This window comes from Trichodesmium erythraeum IMS101, from assembly GCF_000014265.1.
GTDB lineage: Bacteria > Cyanobacteriota > Cyanobacteriia > Cyanobacteriales > Microcoleaceae > Trichodesmium > Trichodesmium erythraeum.
Map to the genome: position 1 here is coordinate 5631300 of NC_008312.1, position 16172 is coordinate 5647471.

9 protein-coding genes are annotated in these 16172 nt (G+C 36.3%); 5 read left to right on the top strand and 4 right to left on the bottom strand.

The features are described 5' to 3' along the window. The first annotated feature begins 449 nt into the window (after nucleotides 1–449). Both TERY_RS17625 and TERY_RS17630 read left to right on the top strand, forming a co-directional pair. Nucleotides 450–1055 carry an IS607 family transposase gene (locus TERY_RS17625; RefSeq protein WP_011613063.1) on the top strand — a complete coding sequence of 202 codons (606 nt, stop codon included), beginning with the start codon at nucleotides 450–452 and terminating at the stop codon, nucleotides 1053–1055. A gap of 215 nt (nucleotides 1056–1270) precedes the next feature. Further along, nucleotides 1271–2089, top strand: coding sequence for a VOC family protein (locus TERY_RS17630; RefSeq protein WP_044136902.1), 819 nt, complete (start codon nucleotides 1271–1273; stop codon nucleotides 2087–2089). A gap of 572 nt (nucleotides 2090–2661) precedes the next feature. On the opposite strand, the gene TERY_RS17635 is transcribed toward TERY_RS17630, so the two are convergent. The 3 genes from TERY_RS17635 to TERY_RS17645 form a co-directional block, all read right to left on the bottom strand. After that, the gene (locus TERY_RS17635) at nucleotides 2662–4521 is read right to left on the bottom strand and encodes an NACHT domain-containing protein (RefSeq protein WP_196797105.1); all 1860 of its coding nucleotides are present in this window, start codon (nucleotides 4519–4521) and stop codon (nucleotides 2662–2664) included. A 372-nt stretch (nucleotides 4522–4893) separates the two neighbouring features. Then, the gene (locus TERY_RS17640; RefSeq protein ID WP_011613066.1) at nucleotides 4894–6369 is read right to left on the bottom strand and encodes an ATP-binding cassette domain-containing protein; all 1476 of its coding nucleotides are present in this window, start codon (nucleotides 6367–6369) and stop codon (nucleotides 4894–4896) included. Nucleotides 6370–6674: 305 nt separating this feature from the next. Then, complete coding sequence (locus TERY_RS17645) at nucleotides 6675–7742, bottom strand: BMP family ABC transporter substrate-binding protein (protein ID WP_011613067.1); 1068 nt, start codon at nucleotides 7740–7742, stop codon at nucleotides 6675–6677. A gap of 434 nt (nucleotides 7743–8176) precedes the next feature. Here TERY_RS17645 and TERY_RS17650 point away from each other — a divergent pair, with 434 nt between their 5' ends. The 3 genes from TERY_RS17650 (at nucleotide 8177) to TERY_RS25660 (ending at nucleotide 14416) form a co-directional block, all read left to right on the top strand. Further along, nucleotides 8177–8962 (top strand): sigma-70 family RNA polymerase sigma factor, encoded by a 786-nt coding sequence (locus TERY_RS17650; protein WP_011613068.1) that lies wholly within the window; start codon nucleotides 8177–8179, stop codon nucleotides 8960–8962. A gap of 101 nt (nucleotides 8963–9063) precedes the next feature. After that, nucleotides 9064–9891, top strand: coding sequence for a DUF1822 family protein (locus TERY_RS25655; RefSeq protein ID WP_011613069.1), 828 nt, complete (start codon nucleotides 9064–9066; stop codon nucleotides 9889–9891). Between the two features lie 178 nt (nucleotides 9892–10069). Further along, nucleotides 10070–14416, top strand: a complete 4347-nt coding sequence (locus tag TERY_RS25660) for a tetratricopeptide repeat protein (RefSeq protein ID WP_011613070.1) — start codon at nucleotides 10070–10072, stop codon at nucleotides 14414–14416. 119 nt (nucleotides 14417–14535) lie between these two features. Here the strand turns inward: TERY_RS25660 and TERY_RS17665 are convergent, their stop codons facing one another. Beyond that, nucleotides 14536–16005 carry an FAD-dependent monooxygenase gene (locus TERY_RS17665; RefSeq protein ID WP_011613071.1) on the bottom strand — a complete coding sequence of 490 codons (1470 nt, stop codon included), beginning with the start codon at nucleotides 16003–16005 and terminating at the stop codon, nucleotides 14536–14538. Nucleotides 16006–16172 lie beyond the last annotated feature (167 nt).

Genomic DNA, 16172 nt, shown 5'->3' on the forward strand with positions numbered 1-16172 from the left:
CAAAATTCGTATTTAGTGCAAGAATATATTCAAGGTCTAAGATTAAAGTAAAAATTACAAGAATAAGGTCTTTTAAAAGAAGAATAAATATGGCAAATTTTGCAAGAGTTACTGCCAATATTAAAATTGATTTATCAAGTTCAAGTTATGCATGGGGATATTTAACTAAAAAATATTATTAGTCGTATTTTTCTAGCTATTAACTATCAAAAACCACCCCACCTATCAAGAGAAAATTAAGGAGTGGAAAAGTTAGAAAAAGTGGAAAAACTGTATTAATTAATTTTGGCGTGGCGAAGTTGCTGACCGGTACTGCTTTAACTTCCACTGGCACTATTATTAGTAGTCCCGAATATATGGCACCAGATGAAATAAGGGGGGCTTGACAGTCAAATAAAAACTAACTATACTTATTTAAAGTTATATATAAATAGTGATATTATAATAGTATGAGTAATTTATTAAGTATACAAGAAGCTGCACATTTATTGGGAGTGAGTTCAAACACGCTTCGTAGATGGGAAGCAGAAGGCAAAATTACCTCTGAGCGAACCATTGGTGGGCATCGCCGTTATCAAGTAAGTGATTTACTTAACCATAAAACTGATGCGAGCCTTACCATTGCTTATGCTAGAGTTAGTGGTCGCGACCAGAAAAAAGAGCTAGAACGCCAAATTATGATGTTAGAGGTTTATTGTACAAACCATGGTTGGAGCCACGAAATAATTTCTGACTTAGGCTCTGGTATAAATTACCGGAAAAAAGGCTTAATTAAGCTACTTAAGTTAATAACTACTTACCAAGTTGAACGTTTGGTGTTATCCCACAAAGATAGGTTACTGAGATTTGGTGGTGAATTAATATTCTCTCTTTGTGAGCAATTTGGAGTAGAAGTAGTTATAATTAATCATTCAGAAAACTCAACTTGTGAAGAAGATTTAACTAATGATATGTTAGAAATAATTACAATATTTTCAGCTAGATTATATGGTTCCAGGAGCAACAAAAATAAACAAATTATTGAAGAACTAAAAAATATTGCATCGAAGCTTTAAAACTAGGTTAAAATTTAAGTTAAAATTTAATAAGCAACTAGTTGCAGGTCATGCTTATAACTGGGGATTAGCCATTTGTATTTTGATTGATGCATCAACTGAAAATATGTCTATTAACTATCAGCTTGCATAAATGTTTGATGACTTAAATTAAAAGCCAAAACTCCTGGTATTATAAGGTGGCTGGGTAGGTGCCTCTAAATAAGCATTTGGTTATGGGAGAAGAACCACTTAATTTTTTTTTACTATACTGTAAAGTGGATTTTCGTCTGTTTAATAAAAAAGAGAAAAAAGATAGTTTATATTTAGAAATAAGTCTGAATATTATTCAAGATAATTATATTAAATTATCCATAATAGGAAGAGAAATAGTCAAAAATTATAAAGTATTACTGTCAGTTACTAAAATTTTTCAGAGGATTAAAAATATGTATAAAAATCTGGAAGTAGACCATATTTTTAGAATAGTTGAAGACGATGGGGAGGCGATAAATAAAATATTATCGCTGGGGTTTTCTGCTTCTGAAATTAGGGAGCATACTGGACAAGGAACCAGTTCAAGGTTTATTTTTTTTGAGAAGAATTATTTAGAATTAATCTATCTTAGAAGTAGAGAAGAATCCGAAAATAACTTTGTTAAATTTCATGAAAGGGTGGATAGTTTCAGAAATAAATCTGGTTCCCCTTATGGAATAGGATTTAGAGGTAAGCTTTCAGAAATAGAGAAAAATGATTTTGAGTTTTATCAACCTCAATACAATTTATCCGGTAAAAGTTTTGCTATCTATATGCACAGTTCCTATTTCACAAATCCAGAAATGCCTGCGATATTTTTCCTGGAAGTAAATAACAGTACAAAAGAAGATTTTTATCCTATAAATAAGGGTGTTTCTTGTGAAAAATATATGCCTTTAAATAAATTTACTGATGTAAAATTAATTTCTCCAATATTAAAAGAAGAGTCTTTTGGAAATTTTGAAATCCAGAAAGGGGATGAGGAAAAATTACTAATTAACGGTAAATTTGCATTTTAATAATTAATTATCAGCAAGATTAGTTGATATGTTATAATTATAATGTTTCTAATAGCTTGGCTACTTGATGTCAAGAATTATAATTTTGAGTAATATGATATTCAGTAGAACAATTATAATAAAGCTCCTATTTTAGCCTGATTCCTAACATAAATATTGGTTGGGCCTAAGCCCAATTACAAATAAAAAATTTATAAGATGAGGGAGTTTTTGTTTGCTTTATCAATCTTATATATGTATATATAGTAATCCTAAATTATTCGTGAAAATTACTAGTTTTATTGAAAAATAGCTCCAACCACTTTGACTTTTGGTTTCTTTCTTCAAGATAAGTATTTTCTAGTTGCCTATCTCTTTGATTTTTCAGATAGGATTACTATAATAAGCTATAGTTTTGATTGACTATTTATTTAACCAATATATTAAAAATATCTCAGTTTTCCCACTGCCATCTACAAATATTCCTCCATATTTATCCATATTAATCAGTATATCTGTAGGCAAACTCTTGTGTTTTATTCCTCTAAAAATCATCTTTTCAAGTTTCAATGAATAAATTTTATAGCGCTATTCTACCGAATTTTCACTAGTTGATTTTGTGAATTTACAGTAGCATAACTCATCCTTAAATGTTCATCTTTTGTTAGTTTCCCAATTTCATCTACTACAAAACTAGGCACATTAACTTCTGATCCTTTTGCTAAGCAACAGTCTCTAACTGCCAACAAAAAGCCTTGAATTTTTTCGTGACCCAACTTTTCTTCGGCTGTTACCAGGAATTCCTGCCACTTTTCGTGATCATCCTTATTCTCCTTGAGCAAATATAGTGCAGCCAGATATTCTGCTAAGGGTTCGAGGGTAAAGCGAATTTGGTTTCTGTCTTGAATTTCACCATATCCAATAGGCCTAAGCAGTTGCAATTGTTTCTGAAAGTACTCAAGACATAGTACTGCATCATCTCTCCCTAACTGCTCAAAAGCTTTAACTACTTTTTCCCGTTCTATATAGGATGGTCTATAATTTTGCTCCACACATTTCCAAGCAATGAGTTGAGCATCCTCTGTAACTTTAGGATATTCACTCCTAGTCTCTATTTCACCTTTAGCGTTTAACTTTTGTAAGTGCTTAAGCATGAGATCGGGAATATTGTCGAGTGAAGGCTTCAAGGTAAAATTATTCTCCTTACTATTAACCATTTTTTCAGCATAAAACTTTGCTAACAAAGGAGTAATAGTCTTTTGGTTCTTAAAAGTGCCTGCAAGTTGAGCGCATTCTTGCAAAAATTCTTCTTGATCTGCTTCAAACAAATGCCATTTACCGCACTTCTTCAAATACTCCTTGAGAAAGTGAACCAACTTTTCACCATCAAACCGGTTCGTCTTAATTTTGGCATCAATACCCAAGAACTTTTCCTCTATTCTAGAAACAAAAACCAAAGCATTTGCCGGAAATTCTTTGTCATCAGGATTAATTTTTTCTTGAGTTTCTGGGCTCATCTCTGAATAACGATCTACTATCAAGAAAATTCGGCGCTTTCGCAAGAGTTGTTCAATTAAGAATTGATCTGCTATTTTTTCCTTGTCGCTCAACTCCTGAATTTCGCTCAAAATTGTTTCTATTATCGGTATGGTATCATCATCTTCAGTCTGATCAATTTCCCGGTTAATTAAAACTGGTAACATCAAATGTTTATGTACGGCTTGATCTTTTTCCGGCTTTTTCATTGCCCATTTAGCAATTTGACAAGCAATAGTTGTTTTTCCTGAGCCTCCCTCGCCCCAAATTAACAGTCGCATTCGCTTTTCTTGGTGATAAGAATTAATCAAGGTTTCCCATGTGAGTTCTTCAATTTCTGTACCATTTAATTGAACAGGAAGAGGAACATAATTTTTTTGCTCATTAACAATAGATTTTTCTAGAAACTTTTTTTGCCAAGTTGCCAGATGTTTATTAACCCAAGCATCTAGTACCCTAGAGTTATACTTGAGAAAGGATAAGAGACCACCAAGTAGTTTAATTTCTGGATTTAATGGTGTTTTCGGTATCTTCAAATGGTTAGGTAGTAATAATAACATTGTGGGGCGCAACCAGAAAACTGGCAAATATATTATGATCAGTAAAAGGATTAAAATTAGTAACTTAATCTGTTTGACAGCAAAATTTATTATTTCTAAACTTTCCTGTTGGAGATCCTCTCTAATAATTTTGAATCTAGAGTTTACACTAGTTTCTGAATCTTCCTGTGTTTTTTGTTCGGTGGGTTGAGTTGTATTGTTTTCCTCAAGGTTAGCAGTAAGGTTAGGGTTGGTCTTAACATTTTCTTGAGCAAATACTAGGCTATTAATTTGCTTATTGCCTGGATATACTGAAGAAAAACTTGTTGCCATGAAAGATAATGTATATGAAGTAGATAAGAGTGCTATTTTGAGCACAGCTAATAAGGTATGTTTAGGTGGTGTGGTCATGAAATCAAATAGATCAAAGAAAACTTTTACTAGTATATTATAACACATATTAGCTGTAAGTGAATACGTACAAAGAGATCCCGTTACCACGGAAATTTAAGGCAGCTTGCTCTGTTTTGTTCTTTCTCAATGTCTAGTTTTAGAAGAAAATAGTCTTATAGCTTACTATGAAAAACTTTGGTGTTCCTAACCTAACTTTTGGGTAGGGTAAGGGGCGGAGTCACTTTTTACCTCCGGCTCCGGTCCCTTCTACCTCCTATTTTTTGCCTCCTACTTCCTGCCTTCTGGCTTCTGTTTTTTTTGTTGGGTTGCATGTCACTTGGTGACCTATAAAATTAGTTATTTGACTCCGGATGTCATTAACAGACCTACTTTTTCTATTGTAGCAGTGGCAGCATCTAGAATATCAACAAATTTACCTTCATATATTATAGCTATGCGATCGCTCATAGTCATTATTTCTTCTAGTTCTGTAGAAATATATAAAATAGCTGCGCCCTTTTGTTTCTGAGCTAGTAACACTTGTTGTACATATTCGGTGGCACCAATATCTAAACCACGAGTAGGTTGCATCGCCACAATTAAATTTGGTTCCCCAGAAAGTTCCCGCCCCAGAATAATTTTTTGTTGGTTTCCCCCAGAGAGTTGACTTGCTTTTAGCTGTGGATGGCTGGCACGAATGTCAAATTTTTCTATGGTATTTTTTCCATAATTATTGATCGCTCCAAGTTTCAAAAAACCATAACGACAAAAAGGTAAAAACTGGAACAATTTTAAAATCAAATTCTGAGCAATACTAAAATTAAGAATTAACCCCATTTTCTGGCGGTCTTCTGGGATGTATCCAACTTGGAATTTATCAGTTAAATTATTGGTAAATTTGATCTCGCCCTTTTCCAGAGAACGCAAGCCATTGATCCCATCAGCTAATTCTCTTTGACCATTACCATCTATTCCTGCCACTCCCAAAATTTCCCCACTATAGAGTTGAAAAGATAAATCATCCACAGCAGATAAACCTTGGTCATTTTTCACTTCTATGTTTTTGACTTCCATAACAATATTGCCTTTTTGAGTAGGCTTTTTTTGGGGAATTAAATTTACTTCTCGCCCTAGCATCATTTTAGCTAATTTATGAGTAGTAGTTACTGCTGTTGTGATAGTATCTACAACTTGACCACGGCGTAAAACTGTCACAGTATCACAAATATTAATTATCTCTTCTAGTTTATGGCTAATAAAAATAATTGTATGATTATTCCCTGCTAATTTTCGCAAAATATTGAGTAAAGATTTTACCTCTACTGGAGTTAATACTGCTGTGGGTTCATCTAAAATTAAAATTTTAGCTTGGCGATAAATTACTTTGAGAATTTCTACTCGTTGCTGAGTACCTATTGGTAAATTGGCAATTTTAATATTAGTTGGAATTTCTAAATTATAGGCTTTTGCCATGGCATTAATTTCTCTAGACTTTGCCGATAAGTTGAGATGAAAATTTCCACTAGTTCCTAAGATAATATTTTCTGTTGCTGTTAATTGTGGTACTAACATAAAGTGTTGATAAATCATACCAATACCATAATTAATTGCTCTACTGGGGGAAGAAATTTTGATTGGTTTATCTTCTAGATAAATTTGACCAGAGTCTGGTTGGTATAGTCCTGATAATATGTTCATTAAAGTGGTTTTTCCGGCACCATTTTCTCCTAGGATGGCGTGGATAGAACCAGCAGCAATAGAAATACTAATATTATCGTTGGCGATCAAGTTTCCGAAACTTTTGGTGATGTTTTCTAGCCGTAGGTATGCCATTTCAGTTATTACTTATTAGGTAAGTATTCAGGGCTCAAGATTTAGTTATGAGTTATTAATTCATTATATTGGAAGGAGAAATTAGCCTCCAAGGAAAATTAAAAAGTTATATATGCAATTTTACTACTGGGCTTGGCTGATGACGATGTGGTTTATCAATCTCAAAAGCGCTATCCAGTAGCCAGTTTTTTGATTAGGATATATATGCAGATTTTTGTTATTATAGAACCCTTTTTGCAAGGGTAATTACTACAAATTATTCTTTGCAATTGTATTTGTATTTTTATTCCTAATTATTCGGGATTTTATTTAAAACAAACTTGTTCTTCACCATTTTCTGAACAGTCTTCAAATTGCAACTTTCCAGTTAATATTTTCTGCTGACTTTTTTCTACTATTTGCTTGATTTTATCTGGCACAATATTATTGAAACGACCTAATTTAGTAATTTCTGGGTTTTCAATTCCTAAAATATATTTTTCTCCTTTAAGTTGATTGTTTTTGGCTAAATTAGCAATATAGGCGATCGCTTCTCCCACATTCTGAACTGCACTGGTTAGAACTGCTTTTGGAGCAATATCTAACTGATCTGTAGTATTACCCACTGCATAAATTCCTTGTTCTTGTGCAGTTTGTAAAACTGCCGGAGCGGCATTATCTAATAAGTGATAAATTACATCAACTCCTGTGGAAATTAAGGCTAAAGCTGCTTCTTTTCCTTTGGCAATATCATTAAAGTCTCCAGTGTAACTAATGACGACTTCAACTATAGAATTTACAGACTTAGCTCCTAACTCAAATGCCCGACCTTGTAGGTTAGTTCCCTTAAAAGATAAACCAGTAAGATAAGCAACTTTATTAGTTTCAGTCATCAAGCCAGCAACAACACCAGCAAGATAACCAACTTGGAAGTAATTTGTTGTTACTGAAGCATAATTTTCTCCGGCAATATTACCATTAACTCCTAAAAAAAATGTACCTGGAAATTGACTAGCTATTTGTTCAATAGCAGCATCAAATTGCCCTCCATGACCAATTACTAAATTATAACCTTTCCTGGCAAAGTCTGAGATGGTTTCTGTTTGGTCTGCTTGAACAACATTTTCTACATAAATCATCTCAGCATTGAGTTTTTCGGCTGCTTTTTTGACTCCTTCATAACCAGATTGATTCCATCCTCCATCGGTTATAACTCCCGGCAAAGCAATGGCAATTTTAAAGGTTTCAGAACTACTACCGGAGTATATAAAATTATTATCGGAATTTTCTGTGGTTTTAGAAGCAGAATTAGTACAAGCTTTTAATAAGAAGCTAATTGCTAAGGCTGTTGACATATAGCCAAGAAATGAACGTCTATTTAATTTTTTATTCATATTTTAATATTCCTCTAAATATAATAATTTACGGTGGAGTTAGGAACCAGAAAATATTTACTATTGTTGGTTTTTTTGACTATCTAAAATAGTATTTGTAACTATCTTAATTATTTTAATAATATCATTATTTACATATTGCTAACCTAACTTTATAAATTAATTAGTAATGGAAAATAGGGACTTAGTTAAACATTTTACCATTAAATCTTAATTCATGGTTTATCTACTTGGGAAGTTAACTTTTAATCTTTATTAACTTAATGCTATGGTAAAAGTTTTTTATGTTTTTAACACATATCTTAGATTTTAGATTTTTCTAAAGTTGCAATTTTTGCGGTGGAATAGCAGATGTAGTTAATAGAGGCAAGCACAAGAATATTGTGGCCCAATTTTTCATTTTTCTTTGTCCTTAAATTTATGTAAGTGTTAATATGACGGAAGTACAATTAAAAGGTCAAGAACAGTTAATGTATCGAAGACCTGAAGACTTGAGGGAGTTATTTAAGGGTATTCTTAGTGATGATTCTGATACTCGCAAAGAAGCTAAGAATAAATTGTCAAAATGGCTCTGGAAACATCCGAAAATTGGTATGGTAGTTAGGAAAAGTTTTTCTCGGATTAATTTTGATGATTCACAGGAGTTTTATAATGATTCTTTGGTGGAAGTTTTCTTTAAATTTGACTTAATTGTTGAACTTTTTTTGAAAAAAAATCAAATTACTCTTAATCAGCTTGATGATATTTCTGAGAAAAAATTGAGTGCTTCTTTTATTAAGTATTTTAATCGCGCTCATTATAATAAGGCTTGCGATTTATACCGAAAATTTCAAAATAAACGTGAAATTAATGGGCAGATTATTATTAGTTTAGACCAGGTTAAAAAGGATGAGAATGGTCAAGATTATAAAACGGTTGGTGATGAAATTACAGACCACAAAAATTTAAACGATTTAGATAATTTTAATCTGGGGGATTTTTCTGAGGAAGCTATAGATAATTTACCTATTTTTAATGGTTATAAGGAGAAGTTGCGTAACTGTTCTAAAAAGGTTGACTGTTGGGAAATTTTACGGCTGAAGTGTCAAGGATTTAAGCAAACAGAAATTGCTGAAAAGTTAGGTGTTCATCAGTCTAAAGTTAGTCGCAATTGGAATACTAAATGCCTGGAATGTGTGAAGAAAATTATTGGGGAAAATAATCTGGATTTAGAGGTTTAGAATTAGGTAATTAATATTCCTCCGTTTCTCTATTAACTTTTTACATAATCTGTCTGTCAATCTTTGGATTAATTGTTAACTAAAATTTGGTTATTTTAACTATGAATAATATTACGGAATCATTGATTTTTCGAGTTCCTTTGTCTCCAAAAAGTCACGCTCTGGCTGAAAATTTTGCTCAACAACAATTGGTTAAAAAACGGGCAAAAGAAGTTTATCTTAATACTCTGGCTGTACATATTGGTCAGGATTTTCTGGATGGCTTAGGTTTTGAAACAAATTTGGAGAATGCTGACTCTTTTAATGCTTTTTTGCGGATGACTGAGGATGTGGCTGATGTAATTATTCCAAATTTGGGGGCTGTCGAATTTAGGCGAGTTTTACCGGGGGAAACTGGTTTTTTTATTCCTGATTTTGTCAGAGAAAATAGGCTAGTTTATGTGGCTGTTGCTTTTGATGAATCTTTGGATTTTGGGGATATTTTAGGGTTTGTTTGTTTGAGTGATTTAACTGAGTCTGATGGTTATATTCCTCTGGATATTTTACAACCTGCTGAAAATTTATTGGATTATTTAATGCAGTTAGAAGCGGGTAGGGATTTTCTGTTGAGTGATGATTCTTTGGCTGTGGAATTTCGTGATGTTGTGGGGGCGGAAACTCGGGAAAAATATTTGGGTTTTATGGCGGCAGCATTAGAGGCTATTTATCGTCAGTCTCCTGATGATGGTGGTAACTGGCGCGCTCAAGGTGGAAATATTTTGGCGGGTGACTTGCCTTGGGTGGGTAAGGATGCTGAGGAAAGAATGGTTATTGCTTCCAGAGAAAGAGATGAGGCGGAAGATCCTGTGGTGGAAAATAAGTCGGTGCCCCGTAGTACTCAAAAGTTGGCTAAACGACTTTTGGGAAAACTTAAGGATATTTGGGAGTAGGTTTGGTTGAGGTATGGAAACGTATGTATCTAATATTAAAATATTTTTCATTTCGATGTATTTGATAAACGCAGAAATAAGCTGCTAGGGTTTTGTCTGGGAGTTTACCCAAGTCCTGACTATGTAGTATTTTTGAATAAGTTTTGATTAATTATTATGACTTCAAATAAAAAAAACTATGGATGAACAACGCCTAACCGCATACGCTAAACTAATTCAACAACTCCTAAAGTGTCCTGAAGGTCAAGAGTCAAATGTTCTCCAAAACCACCAACACCTCATAGATGAAAGATTAATTCCTGTAATGCAGAAATATGGTCAATATCTGGCTAAAACAGGTAATGAAAATCAAGCTCAATGTTTTTTGAATATAGCTCAAACCCTAGCACAACAGTTAAATAAGTTGCCAAATGCTGTTGCTGAGGAGTCTTACATGACTCTACTGGAACAGCTAAGAACAGCAAAGTTAGAAAATTGCGACGACTCGGCACCTGTCTACCATATCCTAGATCACAACCGAGACCTTCTTGATGAAAATATTGCTCGTGTTCTCCCACAATATGCATCTGACTTGATCACCAAACTTACTGCTGAAGATACTGGTGGTTTTGTTGACTTGATCGAAAGCCTGAGTTATGATTTTTATAGTTTTCCACGGGGCAACAGAAAAGCTAATATAGAAATAGCGATCGCTGGATATTTATTTGTCCTCAGCTACCGTCAGGAAAATACAGAAAAATGGGCAGGAGCTCAAAATAATCTCGGTGCTGCCTACTTTTACAGAATAAGGGGAGACAAAGCCGAAAATATTGAAGCTGCCATTGCTGCATGCAAACAAGCTTTGCTGGTGTTCACCCAAACTGACTTCCCCATGGACTGGGCAACAACTCAAAATAATCTCGGCGGTGCCTACTTTTACAGAATAAGGGGAGACAAAGCCGAAAATATTGAAGCCGCCATTGCTGCATTCCAACAAGCTTTGCTGGTGTTCACCCAAACTGACTTCCCCATCAACTGGGCAGGAACTCAAAATAATCTCGGCCTTGCCTACATTGACAGAATAAGGGGAGACAAAGCCGAAAATATTGAAGCTGCCATTGCTGCATTCCAACAAGCTTTGCTGGTGCACACCCAAACAGACTTCCCCATGGACTGGGCAAATACTCAAAATAATCTCGGCATTGCCTACATTTACAGAATAAGGGGAGACAAAGCCGAAAATATTGAAGCTGCCATTGCTGCACACGAACAAGCTTTGCTGGTGTACACCCAAACTGACTTCCCCATGGACTGGGCAAATACTCAAAATAATCTCGGCATTGCCTACAGTGACAGAATAAGGGGAGACAAAGCCGAAAATATTGAAGCCGCCATTGCTGCATTCCAACAAGCTTTGCTGGTGTTCACCCAAACTGACTTCCCCATCAACTGGGCAGCAACTCAAAATAATCTCGGCATTGCCTACAGTAAGAGAATAAGGGGAGACAAAGCCGAAAATATTGAAGCCGCCATTGCTGCATACGAACAAGCTTTGCTGGTGTACACCCAAACTGACTTCCCCATCAACTGGGCAATGACTCAAAATAATCTCGGCCTTGCCTACATTGACAGAATAAGGGGAGACAAAGCCGAAAATATTGAAGCTGCCATTGCTGCATTCCAACAAGCTTTGCTGGTGCACACCCAAACAGACTTCCCCATGGACTGGGCAGGAACTCAAAATAATCTCGGCCTTGCCTACATTTACAGAATAAGGGGAGACAAAGCCGAAAATATTGAAGCCGCCATTGCTGCATACCAACAAGCTTTGCTGGTGTACACCCAAACTGACTTCCCCATCAACTGGGCAAATACTCAAAATAATCTCGGCATTGCCCACTGGGAGAGAATAAGGGGAGACAAAGCCGAAAATATTGAAGCCGCCATTGCTGCATACCAACAAGCTTTGCTGGTGTACACCCAAACTGACTTCCCCATGGACTGGGCAAATACTCAAAATAATCTCGGCATTGCCTACAGTGACAGAATAAGGGGAGACAAAGCCGAAAATATTGAAGCTGCCATTGCTGCATACCAACAAGCTTTGCTGGTGTACACCCAAACTGACTTCCCCATGGACTGGGCAATGACTCAAAATAATCTCGGCGCTGCCTACAGAGACAGAATAAGGGGAGACAAAGCCCAAAATATTGAAGCTGCCATTGCTGCATACCAACAAGCTTTGCTGGTGCGCACCCAAACTGACTTACCCAGGGACTGGGCAATGACTCAAAATAATCTCGGCAATTCCTACAGAGACAGAATAAAGGGAGACAAAGCCGAAAATATTGAAGCTGCCATTGATGCATACAAAGAAGCTTTGCTGGTGTATACCCAAACTGACTTCCCCATCGACTGGGCAGCAACTCAAAATAATCTCGGCATTGCCTACAGTGACAGAATAAGGGGAGACAAAGCCGAAAATATTGAAGCCGCCATTTCCTGCTATGATGCTGCTTTAAGAGTCACAAAACCAGAAAACCTACCAGCAGAGTGTTTACAAACTGCCCGTAACCTAGCTAGCCTTGCCGCAAAACAACAAAACTATGAACTCGCCATTAAGAACTATGAACTCGCCATTGCCGCCATAGAGAAAAGTCGAGACTGGATACCCGATGAAATGGCAAGACAAGAAATCTTGCGCAACAATATATATGTCTATGAAAACATGGTTCAAGCTTGCGTCAAGACCCAACAATATGACAAAGCTTTAGAAACAGTAGAAAGGTTCCGCTGTCGTCGCTTGCTAGATTTAATTCTCGCTAAACATTTCTACAAAGCTCACGAAGTTCCAGAAGATATCCGCAACTTAGAAGCACAGATGGAAGATAAACAACGAGAAATTGACTGTTTACGTCAGCGGCTAACAACCCCCAAAGGTGTTCAGGAACAAACTGGAGGAAGTCCTCATGTCTCCCGGGATGAGTGGGATGATATTACCGAAGAAGTTGAAAAGTTGATAACAGAAAAACAGGAAATTTGGCAACAGCTCCGGGAGTTAGACCCCGTATTATCAGAAGGTATTCAAGCGCCCACTGTTAGTGTGGAGACAATGAAAGAATTATTAGAAACTCCACAACAACCAGGAGCAGCATTTGATGTCACCGGATCAAAGAGTCCTTCCCCCCAACAAAAGGGAGGGAAACAAACAAAGGATGTTGCTCTCCTGAGTTTCTACACAACAGATGATGATACTTATGTTTTTATCCTCACTCAAGCAGGGGTAAAATTGCACTTTTGTCAAGGGCAAGGTTACACCAAACTTCAATTGTGGTTACGAGAGAGTTGGTTAAAACCATACTCCGAAAGAAATTATTTAGCAGAAAAACATGCTGCAGCAAACTTAGCCAAATGCGATATTGATGCCATTAAGTCAATTGACTCCAAGCCATCCAAAGTCCTAGTCAAACTCACCGATGGCACAACAACAGAAATTGAACTTGCCCAGTTTGAAACAACCCGGAAACAAGAGAAACACAAACTATACAAACAATGGCAAGACCAAATGGAAGAGACCTTAAAAGAATTAGCAGACAGACTGCAAATAAACCAACTCATAGAAAAACTCACCGACATCAAAGAAATTATTCTAGTACCCTTTATGTATCTGCATCAAATTCCTTTGCTAGTGTTGCCCCTAGATAACGGTCAATACTTAGGAGAAAAATTCCGGGTGAGAACGGCACCCAGCACCCAGGTCTTAACATTTTGTCAGAAACAACCCCCAACTCGAGAAAAAAACCTGCCACTTTACGGTATCGTCGAAAATACTAAAAATGATCTACCATATACCCCCACAGAATGTCAATTGGTAGCACAAATTTATGGAGTCGCCCCCGAACACCATCTCAAAGGGAGCAAGGAAGCAACCAAAGCCAAATATAAAAAGTTGTTGACCAGAGAAAAAGTATTAGGTTTGCTCTCCAGTCACCACGCCACATCTAATTTAACTCAACCTTTAGAGTCTAAGTTATTACTGGGAGACACGGACTTAACATTAGGGGAGTTGCTCAATGCCACCATTCGTTGCCCCCAGTTAGGAGACCTATTTCTCTCCTGTTGTGAAACAGCACTAGGAAATTCAGAATTAACGGACGATATTTTTACACTCAGCGCGGCATTTTTATCAGCAGGAGCATCAAACGTCATCAGTAGTTTGTGGGCAGTCAATGACTTGGCAACAACAATATTATCATATTTTTTCCACCGCAACCGGGCGGCAGGTATTCCTAGTGTAGATGCGTTATGGCAAGGACAGATGGAGTTAAAAGAGTTAACTTTGGCAAAAGCGGAGGAGAATTTGAATAATGCAGAGGCAGTATTAGAAGAATTTGTAGAGGGGAGCGTAGAATATCAGGAAAAGGAGAAAATAGCTGATAACTGTCAGGAAATTTATGATTTAGTATTCAAGGCTAAAAAAGTAATAGGGAGAGAAAAACCTTTTGATCATCCTTTTTATTGGGCTGGTTTTGTTTGTCAAGGATAAGTTAGAAGTCACAAGTTTAATAATTGTAGGTATGGTTGAGGGAGGAAACCTAACTATCATCAAAGGTTTGTTGGTTTCGCCTCCCTCTACAAGGGCCGACATTAGTCAAAAGTCAAAAGTTAGAATAATGTTTGCATAACTTCCTCAATATTCCGAGAGAAAACTACTTGATGATGCTTCTGTAACTTCTCGTCTGAAGAAAAAGGTCTACCTATTAAAGTTTGTTGTTGAATGTAAGTCACAAATGGACGACGCAAAGCTTCATATTTGCTAAAAGCTGCTTCTATAGCTGTTATATCATCCCACTTATTTTGCTTATTAATTTCAGCTACCAAAGTAGCGATCGCTGCAGCATCCTCTAGTCCTTGATTAGCTCCTTGAGCAATAAATGGTGGCATACCGTGGGCAGCATCTCCCGCCAATACAACCCGTCCTATATTCCATTTAGGCTGGTCTGGAGTTGAAGCCGTGGCATGATGAATATAATACGGACGTTGTATGATCTGATCTGGGTCAGATAAAGCTACCAACTGTTGAATTATCTCTGGAAAATCTGCTTTTTTCAACTCTTCTACAGCAATATCAATTAACTCTTCTCCCGATTTTTCTAGCAATGACTCTAATGGGAAAGCTCCATAGAGTAAATATCCAAACTGACAAGGTTGAAAAGAAAATAAAATGATACTGGGAACATCACTGTCGGGAATTTGATGATTTTTGATAGTCACTATCCTAGAAGAACTATGCAAAAATCTCTCCTTTATTTCTTTTGAAAGTGCTTCTGCCACCTGAAGCATTCCACCACTGCCTATTGCGCCAACACCACAATATTCTGGTTTACTGTATCCACTGTCTGGAGTATTCTTATAGATGACTTGGCGGACCCGAGAGTTAATTCCATCCATTCCTAACAATAGTTTAGCACGAATTGAGGTGATTTCTGATTCAGGAAATTGGGAGGAATTCACGCTGCTGCTTTCATTCTTTTCTTGTTGATCATCCCAGTGAGCATAGGAGTTAGTTTCTACTTTCTGATTAGACACAAAATCCGCTCTAACACATTGAAATTCAGGCTCATTAACTACATTAAAACAATGATGATTAGCTTTGACCCGCTCAACTGGTAATAGTTGTCTTAGTTGAGTTTGTAACTCGTACCAAGGAATAGAGACTCTACCCTCCCCGTACTTTTGAAAATATTCATCGTATCCCAGGGGAATAGAACGAATTTTTTGCCCGTCCACATTTATGACATGCCATTCTGGTGAAGCCTGTTTTTTTTCTGTCTCGGTTTTCTGACTTACCTGTGGTGAATTATTTGGTTGATCAATAGTAGCTGTAATATTCTCGTAAGCTTTAGCATCAATATATTTAAGCGCTTTCAAGCCATTGGGTAAAAGATCAATAACCTGACCAACTTTACGGAAAGCCCTGGTTTGGTCGAGAACAATAATATTTTCAATTCCACGTTGGCGTAAACCCAGGGCAGTCGCTAACCCCACTGGGCCAGCACCGACGATCGCGACATCATAATCAATTTTTGGACTGGACTTTTCCCCTAACAATGACTCTGTTTGTTTTAGCTTCATAACTTTATCTTAAATAATTAGGACTTACACAGGCAAACTCAGAAACCCGGTTTCTCGTAGATATTTATGTTTAAAAACAATCATTTACTGTAGAAACCAGGTGATTTTTTTTGTTTTAGTTCCACAAATTTATCTTAAATAATCACTAAAGCTATTGTAGAACAATA

Excerpts from the sequence above, each read along its gene's own strand:
- TERY_RS17665 (WP_011613071.1), bottom strand. The coding sequence starts at position 16,005 with ATGAAGCTAAAACAAACAGAGTCATTGTTAGGGGAAAAGTCCAGTCCA.
- TERY_RS17640 (WP_011613066.1), bottom strand. The coding sequence starts at position 6,369 with ATGGCATACCTACGGCTAGAAAACATCACCAAAAGTTTCGGAAACTTG.
- TERY_RS17650 (WP_011613068.1), top strand. The coding sequence starts at position 8,177 with ATGACGGAAGTACAATTAAAAGGTCAAGAACAGTTAATGTATCGAAGA.
- TERY_RS25655 (WP_011613069.1), top strand. The coding sequence starts at position 9,064 with ATGAATAATATTACGGAATCATTGATTTTTCGAGTTCCTTTGTCTCCA.
- TERY_RS17645 (WP_011613067.1), bottom strand. The coding sequence starts at position 7,742 with ATGAATAAAAAATTAAATAGACGTTCATTTCTTGGCTATATGTCAACA.
- TERY_RS25660 (WP_011613070.1), top strand. The coding sequence starts at position 10,070 with ATGGATGAACAACGCCTAACCGCATACGCTAAACTAATTCAACAACTC.
- TERY_RS17625 (WP_011613063.1), top strand. The coding sequence starts at position 450 with ATGAGTAATTTATTAAGTATACAAGAAGCTGCACATTTATTGGGAGTG.
- TERY_RS17630 (WP_044136902.1), top strand. The coding sequence starts at position 1,271 with ATGGGAGAAGAACCACTTAATTTTTTTTTACTATACTGTAAAGTGGAT.